The sequence below is a fragment of the Caulobacter sp. SSI4214 genome (assembly GCF_012184455.1).
GTDB lineage: Bacteria > Pseudomonadota > Alphaproteobacteria > Caulobacterales > Caulobacteraceae > Caulobacter > Caulobacter vibrioides_E.
This window is the reverse complement of record NZ_SZWJ01000005.1, coordinates 51175-74048: the sequence shown is the minus strand read 5'-3', so window position 1 is coordinate 74048 and position 22874 is coordinate 51175. Positions and strand designations below refer to the sequence as shown.

Here is a 22874-nt window from a genome sequence, read left to right as displayed (position 1 = left end):
CGACCGAATGGTCCTGGCACTAATCATCGTTCCGCGCCCCCCGCCAGCGCCCTCCACGAAGTCGCAACATAGTCTCCACGAACGCGCAGCCCCCCTCGGGCATAGGCCGCCGGCGCCTTCGAAAGGCGCGTCTCGGGAGCCGCCCCTTTCATGCACCGCCATCGTCTTCGCCTCGCCGCGACCTTGATCCTGAGCGCCTCGACCTTGGCCGCCTGCGGTCGGCGCGAGGTCGGCGCGAGCGCGCCGCCGCCCGAGGTCGCCGTGGCTGCGGCCGAGCTGGCGACCGTGACGCCGGTCGACGACCTGCCCGCCCGCGTGGTGGCGTTCCGGACCGCGGAGATCCGTCCTCAGGTGTCCGGCGTCGTGCGACGGCGGCTCTTCACGCAGGGCGGCGAAGTCCGCGCCGGCCAGCCGCTGTTCCAGATCGATCCCGCGCCTTACCAAGCCGAGGCCGCCGGCGCCCAGGCCGCGCTTTCTCGCGCCATCGCGGTCGCTGATCGCGCTAAGGCCCAAGTCTCGCGCCTGGGGCCGCTGGTGGAGGCCGACGCCATCAGTCGCCAGAGCTATGACGACGCGGTGTCGGCCAAGATCCAGGCGGAGGCGGATCTGGACGCGGCCCGCGCGACGCTGCGACGTCGCGGCGTCGAGCTGAGTTTCGCGACCGTCACCGCCCCAATCTCCGGCCGGATCGGCGAGGCGCAGGTCACCGAAGGCGCGCTCGTCGCCGCCGGCGGAGGCGGTCCGATGGCCACCGTCCAGCAGATCGACCAAGTCTATATCGACGTGCGCCAACCCTCCGCGCGCCTTGAGGCCCTCCGCGCCATGACGGGCGGCGGCGCGGGTCTCGAAGTGGAGATCCTGACCCCTTCAGGCGCGCCCTATCCGCGCAAGGGCAGGATCCTGTTTTCGGGCGTCACGGTGGATCCGGCGACCGGCGACGCGGTGGCGCGCGTCCAGATCGACAATCCCGATCGGGCGCTGCTTCCCGGGATGTTCGTCCGCGCCCGATTGCCGCGCGCGCCGATCCAGAACGCGGTGCTGGCGCCCCAGCAGGCCGTGCTGCGCGACAGCGGCGGCAAGCCGATCGTCAGCCTGGTGAACGCCAAGGGCCGGGTCGAGACCCGCGCCGTCGAGGTCGGCGATGTCGTGGGTGGCCACTATGTGGTGACGCGCGGCCTGAAGGCCGGCGACCGGGTGATCGTGGAGGGGCAAGACCGCGTCTCCGCCGGCGTCCTGGTCAAGGCCGTTCCGTTCCAGATGGCGGGGCGCTAGGCCGATGCCGAAGTTCTTCATCGAACGGCCGATCTTCGCCTGGGTCATCGCCATCGCGATCGTCCTGGCCGGCCTGATGGCGATCCCCCGCCTGCCCGTGGCGCGCTATCCCGTCGTCGCGCCGCCGACCGTCAGCATATACGCCAGCTATCCCGGCGCGACGCCCCAGGCCATGAACGACTCCGTCGTGAGCCTGATCGAGCGCGAGCTCTCCAGCGTCAAGAATCTGCTCTATTTCGAGTCCTCGACCGACACGTCCGGCTCGGCCACGATCACGGCCACCTTCAAACCGGGCACGAATCCCGAGCTGGCCCAGGTCGACGTTCAGAACCGGCTGAAGACCGTCGAGCCTCGCCTGCCCCAGACCGTTCGCCAGACCGGCGTCAGCGTCGAGAGCGCCGCGTCCAACTTCCTGATGATGGTCAGCCTACGGAGCGTTGACGGGCGGGACGACGAGGTCGCCCTCAGCGACTACATGGTCCGCAACATCGCCGACGAGCTGAAGCGCGTTCCTGGCGTCGGTCGGGTGCAGATGTTCGGCTCCGAGCGCGCCATGCGGATCTGGATCGATCCGAACAAGCTGACCGGCTTCAATCTCGCGCTGAGCGACGTCACGGCGGCGATCGCGGCGCAGAACCAGCAACTGGCGCCCGGCGTGCTGGGTGGCGAGCCGACGGTCAAGGATCAGCGGGTGACCGTGCCCCTGACCGCCAACGGCCAGCTCCAGACCGTCGAGCAATTCGCCGCCATCGTGCTGCGCGCCAACACCTCCGGGTCGCGCGTCACCCTGGGCGACGTCGCCCGCATCGAACTGAACTCGGCGAACTTCAACTTCGCCACGCGCGAGAACGGCCAGCCGGCCACGGCCCTGGGCGTTCAGCTTTCGCCCGGCGGCAACGCGGTGCGGACCGCCGCCGCGATCCAGGCCCGCCTCGACGAACTGCAAAAGTCCACGCCCCCGGGCATGAAGCTGGCCATTCCTTTCAACACCGCGCCGTTCGTCCGTGTCTCGATCGAGAAGGTCGTCCAGACCCTGGCCGAGGCGATGGCCCTGGTGTTCCTGGTGATGTTCCTGTTCCTGGGAAAGATCCGTTACACCCTGATCCCCGCCATCGTCGCGCCGATCGCCCTGCTGGGCGCGTTCACGGTGATGCTGGCGGCGGGCTTTTCGATCAATGTGCTGACCATGTTCGGCATGGTGCTGGCGATCGGCATCATCGTCGACGACGCCATCGTCGTGGTCGAGGCGGTCGAGCGGATCATGGCCGCGGAGGGCCTGTCGCCCAAGGAAGCGACCCGCAAGGCCATGTCGGAGATGACCGGCGCCATCATCGGCATCACCGCCGTGCTGGCGGCCGTCTTCATTCCCATGGCCCTGGCTGATGGTTCGGTCGGCGCGATCTATCGGCAGTTCACCCTGTCGATGGCGGTCTCTATCCTGTTCTCGGCCTTCCTGGCGCTGTCGCTGACGCCCGCCCTCTGCGCGACCTTGCTCAAGCCCGTCGACCGCCACGCGCCGAAGACGGGCTTCTTCGGCTGGTTCGACCGACACTTCGAGCGCCTGACCGACGGCTACGAGCGTTTGTTGGCGAAGGTTCTGCGGCGCGGCGGCCGCGCGATGGCCGCGTTCGGCGTGGTCGTCGCCGTCACGGCGGGCGCATTCTTGGTCCTGCCGTCCGCCTTCCTCCCCGAGGAGGATCAGGGCTATTTCATCACGTCCTTCCAGTTGCCGGCCGACGCCACGGCGCAGCGCACGCGCGAAGCGGTCTCGCGCTTCGAGCACTACGCCCGCACGCGCCCCGCGATCGAAACGACCCAGGCCGTCACCGGCTTCAGCTTCGCCGGCCAGGGCCCGAACACGGCGATGATCTTCTCGATGCTCAAGGACTGGAAGACGCGCGACGGCGCGACAAGCGCCGGCGAGGTCCAGGCCGCGACCGAGGCCATGAAGGCCCAGCGCGAGGGCGAGATCATGTCGCTGATGCCGCCCTCGATCGACGAGCTGGGCAACTCGTCCGGGTTCACGCTCGCTCTGCAAGACCACGCCAATCGCGGTCCCGAAGCGCTGGCGCAAGCCCAGGCCCGCCTGTTGGCCCTGGCCGCCGACAGCAAGCTGGTGACCGGCGTCTATCCCGAGGGCCTGCCACCCGGCTCGACCGTGCGGTTGGATATCGACCGTCAAAAGGCTCAGGCGTTGGGCGTGTCCTTCGCGGCGATCGCCGACACCCTGTCCACCGCCCTGGGCTCCAGCTACGTCAACGACTTCGCCAACGCTGGGCGCTTGCAGCAGGTGATCGTTCAGGCCGACGCGCCTTTCCGGATGCAGCTCGGCGATGTGCTCAAGCTCTACGTCCGCAACGACACCGGCGGGATGGTCGCGCTGTCCGAGGTGGTGAGCCCGGTCTGGACCAAGGCCCCCGCGCAGATGACGCGTTTCAACGGCTATCCGTCGGTTCGTCTAACGGGGTGGCCCGCGCCGGGCGCCTCCAGCGGGCAAGCCATGGCGGAGATGGAGCGCTTGGCCGCCCAGCTTCCCCGAGGCTACGCCATCGCCTGGACCGGACAGTCGCTGCAGGAAAAGCTGGCGGGCGCGCAAGCCCTGGCCCTGCTCGCCCTGTCGATGCTGGTCGTGTTCCTGGTGCTGGCCGCGCTTTACGAGAGCTGGTCGATCCCGCTGTCGGTCATGTTGGCCATTCCGCTGGGCCTGATCGGCGCCTTGGCGGCGGTGATGCTCAGGGGCTTGCCCAACGATGTCTTCTTCAAGGTCGGGCTGATCACCATCATCGGTCTGTCGGCCAAGAACGCCATCCTGATCGTCGAGTTCGCCAAGGCCAACCGCGCCAAGGGCTTGGGCCTGACCGAAGCGGCCATCCATGCCGCCAAGCTTCGCCTGCGCCCGATCCTGATGACCAGCCTGGCCTTCGCCCTGGGCGTCGTTCCCCTGGTCATCGCCTCGGGCGCCAGCGCCGAGACCCAGCACGCCATCGGCACCGGCGTCTTCGGGGGGATGATCACCGGCACCCTGCTGACCGTCGTCCTGGTTCCCGTCTTCTTCGTCGTGGTCATCGGCGCGGCCGAACGCTTGTCCACGCCCCGAAAGGCCGCTCCGGCGGCGGAGGCCTGATCGATGCGCCATCTGATGATCTGCGGCGCCGTGCTGCTCGGCGGCTGTTCCGTCACCCCTCGCCTCGACCTTCCGGCCGCGCCGGTGGCCGCGACCTACCCCGTCGTCGAGGGCGGCGTGGCGGCGGACATTCCCGAGGCCAGGTCGCTGGACTGGCGGCAAGTCTATGGCGATCCCCGGCTGCGGGCCCTGATCGACCGCGCCCTGAACCAGAATCGGGACCTTCGCGCCGCCCTGCTGAACGTCGAGGCCGCGCGCGCCGAGCGCCGCCTGGCCAGCGCCGCCTTGGGTCCCAGCCTCGACGCCAACCTGTCGCGCGCCCAGGAGCGCTCGCCGACCCAGGGCCGCTCGGATACCTACGCGGCCAATCTGGGGCTGACGGCCTTCGAGCTGGACCTGTTCGGGCGCCTTAGGGCCCAGTCCAACGCCGCCTATCAGCGTTACCTGGCCAGCGAGACCGGCGCGCGCGCCGCGCGCATCGCGCTGATCTCCGCCGTCGCGACCGCCTATCTCGACGAACGGCTCGCCGAGGAGCAGTTGGCGCTGACCGAGGCGACCCTGGCGGACTGGCGGACCTCGCTCGACATCGCGCGGCGGCTCAAGGCCGCCTCCCAGGCCGGCGGCCTTGACGTCGCCCAGGCCGAAGGGCTGGTCCGCCAGGCAGAGGCCGACCAGGAAGCCGGGCGCCGCGCCGTCGCCCGGGCTCGCAACGCCCTGGAGCTGGTCGTCGGCGCGCCGACGCCCGCCTCGCTGCCCGCCGCGATGCCCCTGGCCGACCAGCCGCTCCCGACACGGCTGCGGCCTGGTCTTCCCGCCGATCTATTGACCCTGCGTCCCGACATCGCCCAGGCCGAGCATATGCTGCGCGCCGCCAACGCCGATGTCGGCGCCGCCCGCGCGGCCTTGCTGCCCAGGATATCCCTGACCGGGACGTTCGGCGCGGCCAGTTCGGATCTCGGCGCCCTCTTCGATCATGGTAGCCGGGCATGGTCGTTCACGCCGCAGATCACCCAGCCGATCTTCAGAAGCGGGCAGTTGCGCGGCGCCGTGACCTTGAGCGAGGCGCGCAAGTCGATCGCCGTCGCCGCCTATGAGCGCCAGATCCAGTCCGCGTTTCGGGAGGTGGCCGACGGCCTCGCCGCCCAGGCCACCTTCGCCGGCCAAGTACATGTCCAGGAGGGCGTGGTCGATGCCGCGCGGCGACGCCTGCGCCTATCCGACCTTCGCTATCGCGCCGGGCTGGACGGGCGGCTGGAACTGCTTGACGCGCAGCGCGCCCACTACGCCGCCCGGCAAGCGCTGCTGTCGCTCAGACACGACCAACTCGCCGCCATGGTCACGCTCTATGCCGCGCTCGGCGGCGGGCTAGACCCGACGGTTTGACGGAGAAAGACCCGTGAACGCCATGACATTCGTTCCAAACCGCGACGCGACGCCCCAGCGCTATCCCTTCGCCATGCGGGGTCTGCACTGGCTGCGCGCGACGATGCTCTTGGGCCTGATCGCCCTCGGCTGGTTCATGACCGCCCTTCCCGACGCGGCGCCCATGAAGTTCATGCTCTACCCGGTGCATAAACAGCTGGGCGTCACCGTCTTCATCATCGCCATCGTCGCGATGATCGTTCGCGCGCGCGCTTCCCGTCCGGCCGCCCCGGTCGGGCTCGCGCGCTGGGAAGCCGTCCTATCCAACGTCACGCACCGCGCCCTGCTGGTGCTGGCCGTGCTCGTGCCGTTGATGGGCTATGCGATGTCCAGCACCTATGTCGACAGCGACGGCGTGCCGTTCCTTTTCATGAAGCTGCCCGAGCTCCTCCCCAAGAGCGGTCCCGGCTTCGCCGTTTTCCAATGGCTGCATCGGGTCCTGGCCTACACGCTGCTGGGCCTGATCGCGCTGCACGTGATCGGGGCGTTGAAGCACCGTCTCCTTGATCGCCGCGGAGACAGCGACGTGCTGGGCCGTATGCTGTGACGCCGCGTCCCTCCACACCCCGCTTCCGCGGGCCGCGAACAACATCGCGCGTCCGGTCTTCCGACCCGAACAGCCAGCGCCGATGAACACGCCACGATCACCGCTGATGCTCGCCTATTTGGCGCGGCGGGAGGAGATGCGGCGCTTCTTTCGCGCTCGAACCGGCGGGCGGGAAGACGTCGAAACCCTGATGCGGCGGCTTCTCGACAAGGCCCGGCAAGCGGATGGCGAGGCGATCGAGGATCCGTCGGTCCGGCTGTACCACCTGGCGTCGAGCCTTCTGCGCGATCGCCCGCGCGCGGCGGCCCGAGACCCGTCCTGGGTTCGAACCCTCGACACCCTGCCCCCGATGACGCGACAAGTATTCCGGCTGCATCGGTTCGAGGGTTTGACCCAAACCGAAATCGCCGACCGGCTCGGCCTGTCGCGGCGCGCGGTGGAAATACTCATCGGCGAAGCGATCACGCGCCTTCTTCGAGCGCGTCAACGGCAAGACGGCGAGGACACCTGAACGCGCCGTCCGCGAGGCTGCCCTTAGGCGCTCGCTTCCAGAGTAGCGAGTTGACCTCGCAGCAAGGCCAGCATGGCCGAAAAGTCGCGGCCGCCGTGACCAAGACCGGCGAACAACGCGTAGAGCGCCTCCGCCTGAGCCCCCATGGGCGTGCTGGCGCCGGCGCGGGCCGCCGCCTCCTGGGCCAGCTTCAGGTCCTTGAGCATCATCGCCGTGGCGAAGCCGCCCTGATAGTCGCGGTTGGACGGCGCGGCCGGCACGGGTCCCGGCCAGGGATAATAGCTGGTCACGCTCCAGCACTGGCCCGAGGACTTCGAGGCGATCTCGAAGAACCGCTCGGGATCCAGGCCCAGCTTCTCGGCGAGCGCGATGGCCTCGCACGTGCCGATCATGCTGACGCCCAGCAGCATGTTGTTGCAGATCTTGGCGGCTTGCCCCGCGCCCCAGTCGCCGGCGCGGATCGTGACGCGGCTCATCGGCGCCAGCGCGGTTTCGACGGCTGGCAGATGGCCTTCCTCGCAGCCGACCATGAAGGCCAGGGTTCCGGCCTCGGCGGCCGCCGTGCCGCCCGAGACGGGCGCGTCGGCGAAGACGAAACCCGCCTCGCTGGCCGCGCGCGCGACCCGCCTGGCGGTGTCGACGTCGATGGTCGAACAGTCGAGCAGCAGCGCGCCGGCGCGCGCGGCCCCGAACACCTGCTCGCGATAGACCTGTTCGACCTGGGGTCCCGCCGGCAGCATGGTGATCACCACGTCCGCGTCGGCGACGGCGGCCGCGACGCTGTCGGCGGCCAGGCAACCGGCCGCGACCGCGCGGGCCAGCGCCGCTTCGCTCAGGTCGAAGGCGCGAACCTGGCGCCCCGCCGCGGCTTGGCGGGCGGCCATGCCGCCCCCCATGTTGCCCAGACCGATGAAGGCGATCGTCTGCATGGCGTTCAGTCCTTGGGGATGGATCACTTCATGGTCGGGATGACGAAGCTGGAGTCGCCGACCTCGCCTTCGGGCCAGCGCGCCGTCACGGTCTTGACCTTGGTGTAGAACTTCACGCCCTCGACGCCGTGCTGGTTGGTGTCGCCGAACGCCGAGCGCTTCCAGCCGCCGAAGGTGTGATAGGCCACCGGCACCGGGATCGGCACATTGATCCCGACCATGCCGACATTGACGCGGGCGGCGAACTCGCGGGCGGCGCGGCCGTTACGGGTGAAGATCGCCGCGCCATTGCCGTACTGGTGCGCGGACGGCAGGGCCAAGGCCTCCTCGAAGCTCTCGGCGCGCACGATCTGGAGGACCGGGCCGAAGATCTCCTCCTGGTAGGTCTTCATGTCCTTCTTGACGCCGTCGAACAGCGACGGGCCGATGAAGAAGCCCTTCTCGTAGCCCTGCAGGCTGAAGTCCCGGCCATCGACCACCAGGTCGGCGCCCTCTTCCTGGCCGATACGGATGTAGTCGGCGATCTTGGCGCGATGCTGGCTGGAGACGACCGGCCCATAATGCGCGTCCGGATCGGTGGAAATCCCCACTTTAAGACTCGCGATCTCGGCGACCACGCGTTCGCGCAGGTCGTCGGCAGTCTTCTGACCGACCGGCACGACCACCGGCAGCGCCATGCAGCGCTCGCCGGCCGAGCCGAAGGCCGCGCCCGACAGGTCCTTGACCACCTGGTCCATGTCCGCGTCGGGCAGCACGATTCCGTGGTTCTTGGCCCCGCCCATGGCCTGGACGCGTTTTCCGTTCGCCGTACCGGTCTGGTAGACATAATGCGCGATGTCGGAGCTGCCGACGAAGCTGACCGCGCGGATCAGCGGATGGGTAAGGATGGCGTCGACGGCGGTCTTGTCGCCGTGGACGACGTTGAGCACGCCCGCCGGAGCGCCCGCCTCCATCATCAGCTCGGCCAGCTTGACCGGCACGGTCGGATCCTTCTCCGACGGCTTGAGGATGAAGCTGTTGCCGACCGCGATGGCGATGCCGAACATCCACATGGGGATCATGGCCGGGAAGTTGAACGGGGTGATCCCCGCGACAACGCCCAGGGGCTGACGCATCGAATAGACATCGATGCCGGGGCCGGCGCCCTCGGTGTATTCGCCCTTCAGGATGTGAGGGATGCCGCAGGCGAACTCGATGACCTCGAGACCGCGCTGGATGTCGCCCTTGCTGTCGGCGATGACCTTGCCGTGCTCGGACGACAGGATCTCGGCCAGGACGTTCATGTCGCGCTCGATCAGGCGCTTGAACTCGAACATTACCCGGGCGCGGCGCTGCGGGTTGGTCGCCGCCCACTCGACCTGCGCCTTGGCGGCCGCCTGGACGGCGACGTCCAGCTCGACGTCGGTCGCGAACGGAACGCGGGCCTGGACCTCGCCGGTGTTGGGATTGAAAACATCGCCGAACCGACCGGAAGCGCCCTCGACGGCCGCGCCCGCGATGAAATGGCTGATGGTCCGCATCGCCGTCTCCCTGATCTTTCGTTGAACCAAGGCCTAGCACCGGACGTTCGCCGCCTGCTAATGCAAAAATGCAGAGCAAGATCCGTATGGACGCAACACCATGTTCGACTGGGATGACGCGCGCGTCTTCCTCGAGGCCGCCCGCACCGGCTCACTGAACCGTGCGGCGCTGCGCCTGGGGATCGATCCCGCGACGGTTGGGCGACGCGTATCGCGGCTCGAATCCGCCCTGAAGTCCACCTTGCTGGCTCGGTCCGCCACGGGACTGGAGCTGACGTCAGCCGGCCAGTCGTTCCTGCGAGCGGTGACGCAGGCCGAGACGGCGATGGGCGCCGCGGCCGAAGTCGGCCAGGACCAACCGGTCGGCACGGTCCGGATCAGCGCCGCCGAGGGCTTCGGGTCCGTGATCCTGGCCCCGGCCTTGGTGGACCTGGCCGCGGAAGCGCCGACGATCCGGGTGGAGCTCGCGGCCAATTCAGGCTTTCTCTCGCCCAGCCGTCGCGAGGTCGACCTGGCCGTGACGCTCAGCGCGCCCAACGCCGCGCGGCTGGATGTCGAGCCGCTGACCGACTACGACTTGGCGCTCTACGCCGCCGACGACTATCTGGCGGCGCACGGCGCGCCTCGGACGGTCGAGGAGCTGCATGGCCATCGGATCGTCGGCTATGTCGACGACCTGCTCTATGCCCAGGAACTGCGCTATCTCGACGAGATCGCTCCGGGGCTGAAGCCCCACCTGGCCAGCTCGTCGATCCGGGCCCAGCGCGAGATCATCGCCGCGGGCGGCGGCGTCGGGGTGCTTCCGTGCTTCCTGGCCGATGGGCTGAGGCGCGTGTTGCCGGACGAGGTGCGATTGCGTCGTCGCTTCTGGCTCAGCGCCCACCACGAGGTCAGCGGCGCCAAGCGCGTGCGCTTGGTCCGCCAGTGGCTCAAGACGCTGTGCGCGCGCGAGACCGCGCGGCTGCGCGCGCCAGCCGATCAGGCGGCGAGATAGCTTTTCCTAGAGCGCGTCAGGTTTAAGCGTGAGCGGCCAAATCGCTCGAACGCGCTCTAAATAACTGAATCTATGGTCTGTTTATTCGCTTGAGATGACACCTTTTGAAGCGGACAGGCTCTAAGGCGCGATGACGACGGTCGCCCGGCGGAAAGCCTGGGCGAAGGCTTCGTCCAGCGGCGCGTCGGTCACCAGGATGTCGACCTCCTCGGGAGACGCGGTGCAGATCAGGCCCAGACGGCCGAACTTGGTGTGGTCGGCGGCGAGAAGGACCCGGTCGGCGCGCTCGTAGACAATTCGGCTCATCGCGGCCTCGCGCGCGTGCCGGTCGGTCAGACCATGGTCGGGATGCACGCCTCCGACCGTCAGAATGGCCAGGTGCGGCGTGAACTGGGCGACATAGGCCTGAGCCACTTGGTCCGAAAACGCCCTGTAGTCGTAGTCCATCTCGCCGCCGGCCAGGAACAGGGCGTTTCCGTTTCGGCCCCCAAGGGTCTCGGCCACCACCAGGGAATTGGTGATGACCTTCAGATCGCGACGGGCGCCCGCGAGAACCCTGGCGACGAAACAGGCGGTGGTTCCCGCGTCGATGAAGACGATGTCGCCGTCGCGCACGAACTCGGCGGCGGCGGCGGCGATGCGCGTCTTCTCGGCGACGTTCTCCTGCATTCTCCGGTCCAGCGGCCCTTCGCTGGACGCGGCGGCCAGCTGAACCGCGCCGTGCGTCCAGACGACCGCTCCCCGCGCCTCCAGAACCCGTAGTTCGCGGCGGATGGTCTCCTCGGAGACCTCGAGATCCTGAGCCAGCCGACCGATGGCGTGGTTCTCGCCGGGCCGCAGCTTGAGCTTGCGCAGGATCTCTCGCTGCCGATCCTCACGCCGGACCATCTATTCCTCCATATCCATCAACGAGATGCGCGAATCTTGAGCCTTTTGTGTGAGAAACTCAAGGATACCTTCGCAGATTTAGCCCAAAATGCACATCAATGTCACAACCTTGTCTCAGACCCTGACTAAGACCCCCGCCGTCGCGAAGGGCTGACGAGTTCTGGGGGTTATGATGATCAGGTTGAATGGCGAAAGCGCGCGCGGGCGCGCCAGCGGATCGATGAAGGCGGCCCTCCTGGCGAGCGTGTTCGGCCTGATCAGCGCGAGCGCCGCCCATGCCGAGACGGCGGCGGTGGCGGCCACGGCCGAGCCTTCCGAGACCATCGACTCCCTGGTGATCGTCGCCAACCGCAACGACGCGACCAAGACACAGATGCGCGCCGCGACCGCGATCTCGGTGCTGTCGGCGGAAGACCTTGAGCACACCGCCGTGCACAACGTCGCCGAAGCCCTGGGCATGATGCCCAGCGTCAACGTGATGAACACCGGTTCGTCGTTCTTCGGCGGCGTCGACGGCGCCTCGCGCGGCGAGGGCATGTTCGTGTCGATCCGCGGCCTGAACGCCGAGTTCAACGTCAACATGATCAACGGCGTGACCGTGGCCCAGGGGATGCCCTACAGCCGCCAGGTCCAGCTGAGCCTGCTGCCGCCGTCCGGCCTGCACACCATCGTGCTGAACAAGACCTCGACCGCCGACATGGACGGCGACGCCATCGGCGGCACGGTCGATTTCCGCACCCCCTCGGCCTTCGACTATCGCGGGGACTTCACCGGCTCCATCACCGCCTCGGGCCGCATCGAGAGCCGCGCTCGCGACTATGGCGACCAGGGCCTCGGCGGCGGTCTGTCGGCCGAGCTGGCCAAGAAGTTCGGTCCGAACCAGAGCTTCGGCGTCTACGCCAGCGCCTTCTATGACAAGCGCAACTACGCCAACAGCGAGGTCGCCGGCGTCATGTCGGCGCAGAACGACGGCGGCTGGGGCTTCCTGATCAAGGACGCCAACGGCGCCAACTACCCTGGCCTGGACCCCGAAAAGAACATGACCCAGACGGGCCTCAATGTCGGGGTCTCGAATGGCTATACCGAGCGCTGGGGCGGCAACTTCACCCTGAACTGGCGCCCGAACGATACGCTGGACGCCTATCTGCGCGGCTCCTACGCCTACGCCAAGACCCAGCAGAACTCGACGCTGAGCCAGTTCGTCAGCACCAGCAAGAGCTACAAGGAAGCCGTCCCCGGCAGCGGTCGTTACGCCCTGAGCGTCGACGCGATCTCGACCCGCGTCTGGTACGAGACCAATCCGGAAGAGGCCGATCTCGCCACCCTGCAAGCCGGCTTCGACAAGACCCTCGGCGCCTGGACGCTGTCGCCGCAGATCTTCTTCAGCGAAGGCAACAACGACCGCCCGAACCACATCGAGGCCTCCGAGCGCGTCAACCAGAGCGACAAGTACAACAAGGGTCCGACCCGTCCGCTGGGCGGCCTGTCGATCGGCTATGCCGACAACCTGCCCTACCCGCTGTTCACCAGCACGATCTACGACGACCTCAACAACGCCAACACCGCCCTGCTGGCGCGCCGCTCCGGCCAGTTGACCGAGCAATTCAGCGGCCAGCAGAAATACGGCTTCAAGTTCGACGCCAAGCGCGTGTTCGAAGGCCAGGCCCTGCAGTGGATCAAGCTGGGCGGCAAGTATATCGACAGCCACCGTCGCGTGACTAACCGCGACTGGACCAACGACCATTTCGCCAACGCCATCGGCCAGGGCGGCCTGACCTGGCAGAGCCTGGGTCTCTCGACCAGCTATTACGACCAAGTTTTCCCGGGCCAGTACAACTGGCGCGTTCCGAAGGTCAATCAGAGCAAGCTGTTCGAGTACTTCTACAAGTACAAGACCGCCGCCTCGTTCGACACCTGCGGCTCGCTGGACATCAACAACTACAACTGCAACACCCAGAAGGGCGACGAGGCCGTCACCTCGGTCTACGCCGTGGCCGACTATCAGTTCGGTGACGTCGAGATCTCGCCCGGCCTGCGCTACGAACACGCCCAGATCGACAATCTCTACTGGTCGATCCCCACCACGAGCGCCGGCGAACAGCCCGGCAATTGGGCCACAAGCCACACCAAGTACAACGAAGTCCTGCCTAGCGTGTTCGTCACCTGGCGCCCCGACGGCGCGGCGGTCTATCGCGGGTCGATCTGGAGCTCCTATACGCGTCCAGCCTTCATCCAGTTGGCCGGCGGCGAGCGCCGCTCGGTCAGCGACGACGGCAACGTCTCGATCTCCCGCGGCAATCCGAACCTGAAGCCGATCAAGGCCCTCAACGTGGATCTCTCGGGCGAGTGGAGCAATTCCAAGGGCGGCTACGCCATGTTCGGCGGCTTCTACAAGCGCCTCTCGGACTACATCTACGACAATGGCTCAAGCTCGGTGAACACCGACAGCTACGCCGAGGGCAAGACCTCGATCAGCCAGCCGAACAATGGCGGCAGCGGCGACGTCTATGGCCTGGAAATGCAGCTGCGGCAGAAGTTCTCGGATCTGCCGGGCCTGCTCAGCGGTCTCGGCGCGGGCATGAACCTGACGCGCCAATGGACCCTGGTCGACCTGGGCGACAGCGTCCAGAGCCGGATCCAGAACGGCGTCCACAACCGGATCCAGAACGCGCCCGACTGGCTGGGCAGCGCTCAGCTCTTCTACCAGAAGGGCGGCTTCAGCTTTGACGTGATCTATCACTACACCGGCGCCTATGTGGCGGGCTACGACGCCCTCAACCAGCCCGGAAAGTGGGACAATCTGTGGGTCCGGCCGCATCACAGCGTCGACCTGCACGCGGGCTACGCCTTCGACAACGGCTTCAAGCTGGATCTCTCGGTCGCCAACCTGCTGAAGGACTACAGCTACTGGGCGCACGTGGGCCAACATAGCCTGGCGGTGTCCGACGTCGTCGACTCGGGCCGCACCACGCTGCTGACGCTGAAGAAGACCTTCTAACGACACGGCGATCCCGTATCGGTCGTGATGATGCGCTCCCGGCTCCGGGGGCGCATCGTTGCGTTCGCGGCCAGACCAGACGAAGGACATCCATTATGCGACAGACCCTAAACGCCCGCGCGGTCGCCACGGCCCTGCTGGCTTGCGCGGCGCTCATCTGGACGGGCGCTTCCGAGGCGGCGCCGCTTCGCGTCGAGCGGGTCGTCGTGGTCATGCGCCACGGCGTGCGCGCGCCGATCGTCGGTGAAGCGCCGGAAGACACCTTGACCGGCGCGCCCTGGCCGACCTGGCCGGTTCCCCCGGAACATTTGACGCCGCACGGGGAGAAAGCGCTCGAAATCCTGGGAGATGTCGACCGCCGATGGCTGGCCCGCTCGGGCGTTCTGCCGGCGCGCGGCTGTCCCGCCCCTGGCCAACTTCGGGTCTGGACCAACACCGCCGAACGCACGATCGCCAGCGGCAAGGCCTTCGCCGAGGGTCTCGCGCCCGGCTGCGACACACCCATCGGCCATCTGGGCCCCAACCAGACGGATCCGCTGTTCGAACCGCTGGGAGCGGGGGTCGCGCCGTTCGATCCCGCCGCCGCCATCGCCTCGATCCAAGCCTATACCGGCGGCGTGGATCAGCTCGCCGCGCGCCTGAAGCCGCAACTGGACGAACTGGATCGCGTGCTGGACTGCCGCGCGCCCAAGGGATGCTCGCCCGTTCGCCCTTCGAAGCTCCAGCCCTCGACCGATGGGCGCGGAATCGACCTGACCGGCCCCGTCCGCGACGCCTCCGGCACGGCGCAAGTGCTGTTGCTGCAATATGTCGAGGGCCTTTCGCCGGATCGATCGAACTGGCGCGCGGTCGAGCCGGCCGCCCTCAAGCGTGTCGGGGCGCTGCACGCGGCGCTGTTCGATGTCTTCACGCGGCCGCCTTATATGAACGCGCGTCAGGCCGGACCGCTGGGACGCCGCGTGCTGGCGGCGCTCGACGCTCCGGAAGCCGGCGGCGTGGACGTGTTCATGGGACATGATACCAACGTCACGGCCCTGGCGGCGGCGTTGGGCGTCCCCCTGGACGCGCCCGACTATGCCCGAGGCGATGTCCCGCCTGGCGGGGCGCTCGTCTTCGTGGCGCTCGTGGACAAGAGCGGCAAGCGTTCTGTCCGCGTCTATTACCAGACCCAGCCCCTCGAAACGATCAGGCGACTGGACCGCCGCGTCACGCGTTCGCTGGTCGCCGTCTGGCTCGACGCGTTCCGGCGCCGGGTCGCCGAGGTGCGCGAGTAAGCCTCCTCCGCATCAACGGTCCGAGACGTGCTCCGGCTTGCCCTTGCGCTTGGTGTGGGCGAACTCCTCAAGCTCCTTCTCGGTCATCGACATCATCGATTTGGACGCGCCCTTAAGTTTGCACTTGGGCGTGTCCCCGCGCTTGGCGGACAAGGCCGCGCCGGCGGCCTTCTGTTGAGCGGCGGATTTGGCGGGCATGGCGAAGCCTCCTGACAAGTGAGAAGACTTAAACGCGCGGCAACGCCAGACGTGGCTCAGTTGAGCGGCGGAAGGCCGTCCATGATCGCCGTCAGGGCCAGCACCGTCTGGCCCTCCATGGCGCTGTGGCCCGCGTCGGTCCGGACATAGGTCGTCGGCGGCTGACCCGCCGCTTCCAGCGCCTGGACCAGCCGCGAAGCCTGGGTCAGCGGACACACCTGATCGAAGCGGCCATGGACGATATGCACCGGCACGCCTTTCAGACGCGCGACGTTGTCGGTGATCTCGTTCGGCTTCAGGAACAGGTTGTTGGCGAAGAAATGCGCCTCGATCTGCGCGAAGCACAGGGCGAACTCGGCCTCGCCGAACTTGCCCGGATCCTCGTCGGCGGGGATCATGTTCGAGATCGCGCCTTCCCAGACCGACCAGGCCAAGGCCGCGCGCAGCTGACGCTCGCGTTCGGCGTCATTGGTCGGACGACTGTCGAAGATGGCCTTGTAGGCGCCCATCATGTCGCCGCGCCGAGCCGGCTCGATCCCCTCGACGAAGGCCTTCCACTCGTCGGGATAGGCGATGTAGGCGCCGGGCTCGGTCAGGGCGTAGGGCTTTTCGGCGAAGGTCGCGGCGTTGCCCTGGTACATGTAGAGTAGGTCTTCCTGGCTTCCCAGGAAGATGCCGCGAAGGATCAGCGAAGCGACCTTCTCCGGATTGCGCAGGGCGTAGACCAAGGCCAGGGTGCTGCCCCAGCTCCCGCCGAAGACGTGCATCTTGCCCGTGATCCCCAGCGCCTCGCGCAGCGCGTTGATGTCGTCGACCAGATAGTCGGTGGTGTTGTGGGCCAGGGCGACCTCGGGACCATTGGCCGCGACGGTCGGCCGGCTCTTGCCGCAGCCGCGCTGGTCGAACAGGATCACCCGATAGCGCTCGGGATCGAAGAAGCGAGACATCACCGGCGCGCAAGCTCCGCCGGGTCCGCCGTGCAGGAACATCAACGGCTCGCCGTCGGCCTTGCCATATTCCTCCCAGTAGAGTTCGTGGTCTGGCGCGGTGTCGACGCGCAGCCAGCCGGTCTTCAGCGGCGCCCGCTGCGGATAGGCCCACTCGGTCGTGACCTTGCTGGTTTTCCGAAGCCGCGAGAAATCCATGACCAAGACCCTATCTGTCGAACAAAGCGGCCTCGCGCCGCGCCGCCTGAGTCTCTAGAGGAAAATCGGACCCAATCCGAGGGAGTGAACGCGTGAACGACATGACCGAGATCGACGACGCTATCGCCGCGGCCGCCTTCCGCCGCCTGGTCGAGCACCTGCGGATGCGCGCCGACGCTCAGAACATCGACCTGATGGGCCTGGCCGGCTTTTGCCGCAACTGCCTGGGCGACTGGGTCAGCGAGGCCTCGCAGGGGGCGATCAGCCGCGAGGCCGCGCGCGAGGCGGTTCACGGGATGCCCGCGGCGGAATGGAAGGCGCGTCACCAGTCGCCCGCCACGCCCGAGCAACTGGCCCGCATGGAAGCCAGCCTCGCCTTGAACGCCAAGCTTCGCGGCGAGGCCTGAAGCGACGTCAGCCGCGCTCGACCTGGCTGACGTCGCGCACCGCCCCGCGGGCGGCGTTGGTGGTCATGGCGGCGTAGGCGCGCAGGGCGGGCGAAACCTCGCGCTTGCGATCCTTCGGCTTCCAGGCGTCCTTGCCTCGGGCCAGCTGAGCGGCGCGGCGTTCGGCCAGGACGTCCTCGGCGACCTCCAGGGTGATCCCCCGGTTGGGGATGTCGATCAGGATGGAGTCGCCGGTCTCGACCAGGGCGATCAACCCGCCCTCGCCCGCCTCCGGCGAGACGTGACCGATCGACAGGCCCGAGGTGCCGCCCGAGAAGCGACCGTCGGTGATCAGGGCGCAGGCCGCGCCCAGGCCCTTCGATTTCAGATAGGTCGTCGGGTACAGCATCTCCTGCATCCCCGGCCCGCCCTTGGGTCCCTCATAGCGGATCACCACGACCTCGCCGGCCTTGACCTGACCGCCCAGGATGCCGCTGACGGCGGTCTCCTGGCTCTCGAAGACGCGGGCCGTTCCCCGGAACGTCAGGATCGACTCGTCGACCCCGGCGGTCTTCACGATGCAGCCCTCGGGGGCCAGGTTGCCGAACAGCACGGCCAGGCCGCCGTCCTTGGAGAACGGGTGCGCGACCGAGCGGATGACGCCCTTCTCGCGATCCAGGTCCAGCTCTTCCCAGCGGGCGGCCTGGCTGAAGGCGACCTGGGTCGGCTTGCCGCCCGGCGCGGCGCGGAAGAACGTCTGGGCCGTGGCGTTATTGGCGCGCCCGATATCCCAGCGAGCCAGGGCCTCCCCCAGGGTCGCGGCGTGGACGGTCGGCTGGCCGATGTCGATCAGGCCGCCGCGCTCCAGTTCGCCCAGGATCGACATGACGCCGCCAGCGCGGTGGACGTCCTCCATGTGCACGTCGCTCTTGGCCGGCGCCACCTTGCAGAGGCAGGGCACCCGGCGCGATAGCCGGTCGATGTCGGCCATGCCGAAGTCGACCCCGCCCTCGCTGGCGGCGGCCAGCAGGTGCAGCACGGTGTTGGTCGAGCCGCCCATGGCGATGTCCAGGCTCATGGCGTTCTCGAACGCCGCCCGCGTGGCGATCCCGCGCGGCAGGGCCGTGACGTCCTCCTGCTCGTACCAGCGCTGACAGAGGTCGACGACCAGTCGGCCGGCTTCCTTGAACAGGGCCTCGCGGTCGGCGTGGGTGGCCAGGACCGAGCCGTTGCCGGGCAGCGACAGGCCCAGGGCTTCGGTCAGGCAGTTCATCGAATTGGCGGTGAACATGCCCGAGCAGGAACCGCAGGTCGGACAAGCGGCCTTCTCGATCGCGGCCACTTCCTCGTCGGAATACTTGTCGTCCGCGGCCACGACCATGGCGTCGACCAGGTCCAGCGCGCGGATCGCGCCCTTGACCTGCACTTTTCCGGCCTCCATCGGTCCGCCGGAGACGAACACCACCGGGATGTTGAGCCGCATCGCCGCCATCAGCATCCCAGGCGTGATCTTGTCGCAGTTCGAGATGCAGACCAGAGCGTCGGCGCAGTGGGCGTTGACCATGTACTCGACGCTGTCGGCGATCAGCTCACGGCTGGGCAGCGAATACAGCATCCCGCCGTGGCCCATGGCGATGCCGTCGTCGACGGCGATGGTGTTGAACTCCTTGGCCACGCCGCCGGCCGCTTCGATCTCGCGGGCGACCAGTTGGCCCAGGTCCTTCAGGTGCACGTGGCCGGGCACGAACTGGGTGAAGCTGTTAGCCACGGCGATGATCGGCTTGCCGAAATCCTCGTCCTTCATGCCCGTGGCGCGCCAGAGCCCGCGCGCGCCGGCCATGTTGCGGCCATGGGTGGAGGTGCGCGAGCGATAGGGAGGCATGGGAAATTCCGTTTTTGACGTTTCGGTCTTTTAAGCCGGCTCAGACCGAGATCAAAATATATTACTTAGACCTCATTAGGTCGCTATACATATTAAATGGACATAAGGCAGTTCCGCCACTTCGCCGCCGTGGCCGAGACCTTGCACTTCGGCCGGGCGGCCGAGCGGCTGGGCATGACGCAACCCCCGCTCAGCCAGTCGATCATGGCGCTGGAGCGCGAGCTGGGCGCGCCGCTGTTCGTCCGCACCAAGCGCCATGTCCGCCTCACCGCTCTGGGCGAGCAGTGGCTGCCACACGTGCTGGAGGCCCTGGCCGCCATCGATGACCTGCCCCATACCGCGCGGCGGCTGCGCGACGGCCAGACCGGACGGCTGTCGCTGTCGTTCGTCAGCACCGCCGACTACAGCGTCCTGCCCTCTCTGGTCCGCCGCTATTCCCAAGCCTATCCCGAGGTCGAGATCCAGCTGGTCGAGGCCACCAGCGACGTGCAGCTGCCCGCCCTGGTCGCGGGCGAGCGCCACGCCGGCATCATCATCCCGCCCGCCGACCGAGCCCTTCCGCCCAGCCTGATCTATCGCCGCCTGCTGAGCGAGGCGTTGATCGCCGCCGTGCCCAACGCCTGGATCGACGAGGGCCGGATCGCCAGCGACGCCGGGATCACGCGCGCCGAGGTGCTGGCGTCGCCGCTGATCCTGTTCCCAAAGCAGGTGGCGCCGGCCTTCCATGACCTGGTGACCGGCTACTACGCCGCCCTGGGCGGAACGGCGCGGATCGTCCAGGAGGCGATCCAGATGCAGACCATCATCAGCCTGGTCTCCAGCGGCTTGGGGATGGCGCTGGTGCCCGCCTCGCTGCGCAATCTGGCGCGGGCCGGCGTGCGCTACGCGCCCCTGGCCGGCGCGGCGCCGCGCCTGGAGACGGGCCTGGCCTGGCGACGCGGCGACACGCCGCCAACCCTGGCCAACTTCCTGCGCCTGCTGGACGCGGAGTCGCCAAGCCTCGCCGATGGATCTATCTAGGGCGAATGCCCAAGATCCTGGCCATCGAGGATGATCCGACCACCGGACGCGAGATCGTCACCGAGCTCGAACAGCACGGCTTCGAGGTCGAGTGGGTGGCCGATGGACGCGATGGCCTCATCCGCGCCGTCAGTGGCGACTTCGACGCCATCACCCTGGATCGAATGCTGCCGCGCCTCGACGGCCTGGCCATCGTCACCGTGATGCGGAGCACCGGCGTCGACACGCCCGTGCTGATGGTCAGCGCGCTAAGCGACGTCGACGAGCGGGTCCGGGGCCTGCGGGCCGGCGGCGACGACTATCTGACCAAGCCCTTCGCCTCGGAGGAGCTGGCCGCGCGGCTGGAGGTGCTGCTGCGTCGTCGCGCCACGGCGCCGCCGTTGACCCAGCTGACGGTCGGGGATCTGGAGATCGACCTGCTAGGCCGCGTCGCCCGCAGGGCCGGCGTCGACATCAAGCTGATGCCGACCGAGTTCAAGCTGCTGGAGTTCATGGCCCGTAACAGCGGCCAGGTCCTGACCCGGACCATGATCTTCGAGGCCATCTGGGGCTATCACTTCGATCCAGGAACAAACCTGATCGACGTGCACATGGGCCGGCTGCGGCGCAAGGTCGATCGGCCCGGCCAACCAACCTTGATCCACACGATCCGCGGCTCTGGCTACGCGCTGAACCCTCCCGAACAGCCATGGCGCTGAACAGCCGGTTCTGGCGCACGACGCCCTTTCAACTGACCGTGCTGCACGGGCTGGTGTTCGCCGTGGCGGTCATGGCGCTTCTGGGCCTGATCTACGCCCGCACGGCCGGCTACATGACCCGGCAGATCGACGCCATCGTGCTGAGCGAGGCCCACGCCCTGGCCAAGCCCGGCCCCGATGGTCTGCCCGACCGTGTGCAGGCGGCGGTCAAGGCCGACGAGCGGGCCATCGCCTACTATGCCCTGTTCTCGGCCGACGGCGTCTGGATCGCCGGCAACGTCCGCGCCTTGCCCGCCGGCATGATTCCGGACGGCAAGCCGCGCGTGCTGAAGGGCCCCGCCTTCCTGCCCGGCGCGCGAGCGGTCGTGCTGCGCCTGCCCTGGGGCGAGCAACTCTTCGTCGGCCATGACGCCAAGGTGCTGAGCGGCCTGCGCGAGATCATCGTCGAGGCCCTACTGGTCAGCGGCGCGCTGATCCTGGGGCTGGGCCTGATCGCCGCCGCCGCGCTCAGCGCCCAGCCGCTGCGGCGGATCGAGAGCCTGCGCGTCGCGAGCCAGGCCGCGCTGAGCGGCGCCGTGGGCGTGCGGCTGCCGGTCTCGCCCCGGCGCGACGAGATCGACATGCTGGCCAACCTGGCCAACGCGATGATGGACGAGAGCGAGCGGCTGCTGTGGGAGGTCAAGAGCGTCGGCGACAACATCGCCCACGACCTGCGCACGCCGCTGAACCGCCTGCGCGCCCTGCTCTACCGGGTCAGCCAGGAAACCTCGCTGGCGCCCACCGACGCCGCGATGATCGAACAGGCCCTGGCCGAAACCGACGCCCTGCTGTCGCGGTTCCGCGCCTTGCTGCGCATCGGCGAAATCGAGCGCTGCGACCGCCGGGCGGGCGTCAAGCCGGTGCGGCTGCAAGAAGTGCTGGCCCATGCCGGCGAGCTCTACGAACCCCTGGCCGAGGATCGAGGCGTCGCCTTCTCGATCGCGCTGGATCCCGACGCACCCATGGTCGAAGCCGACGCCGACCTGCTGTTCGAGGCCGTCGGCAATCTGATCGACAACGCCCTGAAATTCACGCCGCCCGGCGGGACTGTGCGCGTGCGGCTGATCACCCTGGCGCAGGGGCCGCGACTGGAGGTCGCCGACGACGGTCCGGGCGTTGATCCGCAGGAGCGCGACGCGGTGCTGAACCGCTTTCATCGCGGACGACGCACGCTGGATACGCCAGGTTCGGGCCTAGGCCTTAGCATCGTCGCGGCGGTCGCGCGCCTTCACCAGTTCACCCTCACCCTGAGCGACGCCAAGCCGGGCCTGGTGGTGTCCCTGGACTGCTGGCCACGCCGTTTGGAGGCCTGAGGCGTGCGGGTGCTGCACCTGAGCCCGCGTCGGCGCGACGACTACCTGGCCCGCGCGCTGGTCGAAGCCGGCCATGTGGTCGAGACGGCGTCCGACGAGGCCGAGGCCCTTCTGCTATGCGCCGAAGCCGTGTTCGACGCCGTGGTGCTGGAAGCCCAGGATCTGGCCCACGCGCCGCTAGGCCGGCTGGCGAGCGCCGCCGCGCCCGCCGCCCTTGCCCTTGTGCTGGACGAGGCGCGATCGGCCGAGCGCGCCCGCGCCCTGCGCGAGGGCGCCGACGCCTGCTTTGTCCGGCCCGTTCACTTCAGAGAGTTCGAGGCCCGCCTCGCCGCGCTGGTCCGCCTGACGCCGCACCCGTCCACCGCGGAGACGTCCGCGAGCGGCGCTCGCCCTCGACTCGCGCTGGACCCCGCCCTGCGCGCCGCGCGGCTGGCGGGTCGGAGCCTTGTCCTGACCAGCGGCGAGTATCGCCTGCTCGACTACATGGCCGCCCGCGCCGGCGAGATTATCGAGGCCGAACGCCTGCTCCGCGACGTCTGGGGCGAGCAGGATGATCCGCACCCAGACCAAGTCCGTAGCGCCATCGCCCGTCTTCGTCGCAAGCTCTCCCAAAGCCTGGGCGCGCCCCTGCTGTCCACGGTGCGCGGCCACGGCTATCGCCTCGAAATCTGACTAAAAGAATTTTCATCCAGCCGACGCGTCCGGTTTAGGCGA

General features: G+C 68.2%; 19 protein-coding genes. 13 read left to right on the top strand and 6 right to left on the bottom strand.

The features are described from left to right. Positions 1–150 precede the first annotated feature (150 nt). The 5 genes from FCU40_RS02735 (at position 151) to FCU40_RS02715 (ending at position 6876) form a co-directional block, all read left to right on the top strand. Positions 151–1272, top strand: coding sequence for an efflux RND transporter periplasmic adaptor subunit (locus FCU40_RS02735; RefSeq protein ID WP_168072737.1), 1122 nt, complete (start codon positions 151–153; stop codon positions 1270–1272). Between the two features lie 4 nt (positions 1273–1276). After that, on the top strand, positions 1277–4396 hold the full coding sequence (locus FCU40_RS02730) for a multidrug efflux RND transporter permease subunit (RefSeq protein WP_168072735.1): 3120 nt from the start codon (positions 1277–1279) through the stop codon (positions 4394–4396). A gap of 3 nt (positions 4397–4399) precedes the next feature. Continuing rightward, positions 4400–5779 (top strand): efflux transporter outer membrane subunit, encoded by a 1380-nt coding sequence (locus FCU40_RS02725; RefSeq protein ID WP_168072734.1) that lies wholly within the window; start codon positions 4400–4402, stop codon positions 5777–5779. A 22-nt stretch (positions 5780–5801) separates the two neighbouring features. Next, on the top strand, positions 5802–6365 hold the full coding sequence (locus tag FCU40_RS02720) for a cytochrome b/b6 domain-containing protein (RefSeq protein ID WP_168072779.1): 564 nt from the start codon (positions 5802–5804) through the stop codon (positions 6363–6365). 106 nt (positions 6366–6471) lie between these two features. Then, a complete protein-coding gene (locus tag FCU40_RS02715; RefSeq protein ID WP_206677291.1) occupies positions 6472–6876 on the top strand; it encodes a sigma factor-like helix-turn-helix DNA-binding protein in 405 nt (134 codons plus the stop codon). Positions 6877–6899: 23 nt separating this feature from the next. Here FCU40_RS02715 and mmsB read toward each other — a convergent pair whose 3' ends face one another. After that, entirely contained in the window at positions 6900–7805 is a 906-nt protein-coding gene (mmsB, locus tag FCU40_RS02710; RefSeq protein WP_168072732.1) for a 3-hydroxyisobutyrate dehydrogenase, read from the bottom strand. A gap of 23 nt (positions 7806–7828) precedes the next feature. Continuing rightward, positions 7829–9325, bottom strand: coding sequence for a CoA-acylating methylmalonate-semialdehyde dehydrogenase (locus tag FCU40_RS02705; RefSeq protein WP_168072731.1), 1497 nt, complete (start codon positions 9323–9325; stop codon positions 7829–7831). A gap of 100 nt (positions 9326–9425) precedes the next feature. Between FCU40_RS02705 and FCU40_RS02700 the strand changes: the two genes are divergently transcribed. Beyond that, entirely contained in the window at positions 9426–10319 is an 894-nt protein-coding gene (locus FCU40_RS02700; RefSeq protein WP_168072730.1) for a LysR family transcriptional regulator, read from the top strand. Positions 10320–10439: 120 nt separating this feature from the next. Here FCU40_RS02700 and FCU40_RS02695 read toward each other — a convergent pair whose 3' ends face one another. Then, a complete protein-coding gene (locus tag FCU40_RS02695; protein WP_168072729.1) occupies positions 10440–11207 on the bottom strand; it encodes a DeoR/GlpR family DNA-binding transcription regulator in 768 nt (255 codons plus the stop codon). 220 nt (positions 11208–11427) lie between these two features. Here FCU40_RS02695 and FCU40_RS02690 point away from each other — a divergent pair, with 220 nt between their 5' ends. Continuing rightward, positions 11428–14205, top strand: a complete 2778-nt coding sequence (locus FCU40_RS02690; protein WP_241693534.1) for a TonB-dependent receptor — start codon at positions 11428–11430, stop codon at positions 14203–14205. A gap of 95 nt (positions 14206–14300) precedes the next feature. After that, positions 14301–15479: a histidine-type phosphatase gene (locus FCU40_RS02685; protein WP_168072726.1), complete on the top strand. Its 1179-nt coding sequence runs from the start codon at positions 14301–14303 to the stop codon at positions 15477–15479. A gap of 12 nt (positions 15480–15491) precedes the next feature. Here the strand turns inward: FCU40_RS02685 and FCU40_RS02680 are convergent, their stop codons facing one another. Next, positions 15492–15677, bottom strand: coding sequence for a DUF3008 family protein (locus FCU40_RS02680; RefSeq protein WP_168072724.1), 186 nt, complete (start codon positions 15675–15677; stop codon positions 15492–15494). A gap of 56 nt (positions 15678–15733) precedes the next feature. After that, a complete protein-coding gene (pip, locus tag FCU40_RS02675; RefSeq protein WP_168072722.1) occupies positions 15734–16822 on the bottom strand; it encodes a prolyl aminopeptidase in 1089 nt (362 codons plus the stop codon). A 101-nt stretch (positions 16823–16923) separates the two neighbouring features. Here pip and FCU40_RS02670 point away from each other — a divergent pair, with 101 nt between their 5' ends. Beyond that, positions 16924–17229 carry a DUF1244 domain-containing protein gene (locus tag FCU40_RS02670; RefSeq protein ID WP_168072777.1) on the top strand — a complete coding sequence of 102 codons (306 nt, stop codon included), beginning with the start codon at positions 16924–16926 and terminating at the stop codon, positions 17227–17229. A 7-nt stretch (positions 17230–17236) separates the two neighbouring features. On the opposite strand, the gene ilvD is transcribed toward FCU40_RS02670, so the two are convergent. Then, the gene (gene ilvD, locus FCU40_RS02665) at positions 17237–19090 is read right to left on the bottom strand and encodes a dihydroxy-acid dehydratase (protein ID WP_168072720.1); all 1854 of its coding nucleotides are present in this window, start codon (positions 19088–19090) and stop codon (positions 17237–17239) included. 96 nt (positions 19091–19186) lie between these two features. On the opposite strand from ilvD, the gene FCU40_RS02660 reads away from it, so the two are divergent. Genes FCU40_RS02660 through FCU40_RS02645 form a run of 4 tightly spaced genes read left to right on the top strand, consistent with a single transcriptional unit; the run spans position 19187 to position 22832 of the window. After that, a complete protein-coding gene (locus FCU40_RS02660) occupies positions 19187–20110 on the top strand; it encodes a LysR family transcriptional regulator (protein WP_168072719.1) in 924 nt (307 codons plus the stop codon). A 5-nt stretch (positions 20111–20115) separates the two neighbouring features. Further along, positions 20116–20808 (top strand): response regulator transcription factor, encoded by a 693-nt coding sequence (locus FCU40_RS02655; RefSeq protein ID WP_004616790.1) that lies wholly within the window; start codon positions 20116–20118, stop codon positions 20806–20808. After that, positions 20799–22160: a HAMP domain-containing sensor histidine kinase gene (locus tag FCU40_RS02650; protein WP_168072717.1), complete on the top strand. Its 1362-nt coding sequence runs from the start codon at positions 20799–20801 to the stop codon at positions 22158–22160. The genes FCU40_RS02655 and FCU40_RS02650 overlap by 10 nt, the downstream gene beginning before the upstream one ends. Positions 22161–22163: 3 nt before the next feature. Next, complete coding sequence (locus FCU40_RS02645) at positions 22164–22832, top strand: response regulator transcription factor (RefSeq protein WP_168072715.1); 669 nt, start codon at positions 22164–22166, stop codon at positions 22830–22832. Positions 22833–22874: the final 42 nt, after the last annotated feature.

Excerpts from the sequence above, each read along its gene's own strand:
- FCU40_RS02725 (WP_168072734.1), top strand. The coding sequence starts at position 4,400 with ATGCGCCATCTGATGATCTGCGGCGCCGTGCTGCTCGGCGGCTGTTCC.
- ilvD (WP_168072720.1), bottom strand. The coding sequence starts at position 19,090 with ATGCCTCCCTATCGCTCGCGCACCTCCACCCATGGCCGCAACATGGCC.
- FCU40_RS02660 (WP_168072719.1), top strand. The coding sequence starts at position 19,187 with ATGGACATAAGGCAGTTCCGCCACTTCGCCGCCGTGGCCGAGACCTTG.
- FCU40_RS02690 (WP_241693534.1), top strand. The coding sequence starts at position 11,428 with ATGAAGGCGGCCCTCCTGGCGAGCGTGTTCGGCCTGATCAGCGCGAGC.
- FCU40_RS02715 (WP_206677291.1), top strand. The coding sequence starts at position 6,472 with ATGCTCGCCTATTTGGCGCGGCGGGAGGAGATGCGGCGCTTCTTTCGC.
- FCU40_RS02680 (WP_168072724.1), bottom strand. The coding sequence starts at position 15,677 with ATGCCCGCCAAATCCGCCGCTCAACAGAAGGCCGCCGGCGCGGCCTTG.
- FCU40_RS02695 (WP_168072729.1), bottom strand. The coding sequence starts at position 11,207 with ATGGTCCGGCGTGAGGATCGGCAGCGAGAGATCCTGCGCAAGCTCAAG.
- FCU40_RS02730 (WP_168072735.1), top strand. The coding sequence starts at position 1,277 with ATGCCGAAGTTCTTCATCGAACGGCCGATCTTCGCCTGGGTCATCGCC.
- FCU40_RS02655 (WP_004616790.1), top strand. The coding sequence starts at position 20,116 with ATGCCCAAGATCCTGGCCATCGAGGATGATCCGACCACCGGACGCGAG.
- FCU40_RS02720 (WP_168072779.1), top strand. The coding sequence starts at position 5,802 with ATGACATTCGTTCCAAACCGCGACGCGACGCCCCAGCGCTATCCCTTC.
- FCU40_RS02735 (WP_168072737.1), top strand. The coding sequence starts at position 151 with ATGCACCGCCATCGTCTTCGCCTCGCCGCGACCTTGATCCTGAGCGCC.
- FCU40_RS02700 (WP_168072730.1), top strand. The coding sequence starts at position 9,426 with ATGTTCGACTGGGATGACGCGCGCGTCTTCCTCGAGGCCGCCCGCACC.
- mmsB (WP_168072732.1), bottom strand. The coding sequence starts at position 7,805 with ATGCAGACGATCGCCTTCATCGGTCTGGGCAACATGGGGGGCGGCATG.
- FCU40_RS02705 (WP_168072731.1), bottom strand. The coding sequence starts at position 9,325 with ATGCGGACCATCAGCCATTTCATCGCGGGCGCGGCCGTCGAGGGCGCT.
- FCU40_RS02650 (WP_168072717.1), top strand. The coding sequence starts at position 20,799 with ATGGCGCTGAACAGCCGGTTCTGGCGCACGACGCCCTTTCAACTGACC.
- pip (WP_168072722.1), bottom strand. The coding sequence starts at position 16,822 with ATGGATTTCTCGCGGCTTCGGAAAACCAGCAAGGTCACGACCGAGTGG.
- FCU40_RS02670 (WP_168072777.1), top strand. The coding sequence starts at position 16,924 with ATGACCGAGATCGACGACGCTATCGCCGCGGCCGCCTTCCGCCGCCTG.
- FCU40_RS02685 (WP_168072726.1), top strand. The coding sequence starts at position 14,301 with ATGCGACAGACCCTAAACGCCCGCGCGGTCGCCACGGCCCTGCTGGCT.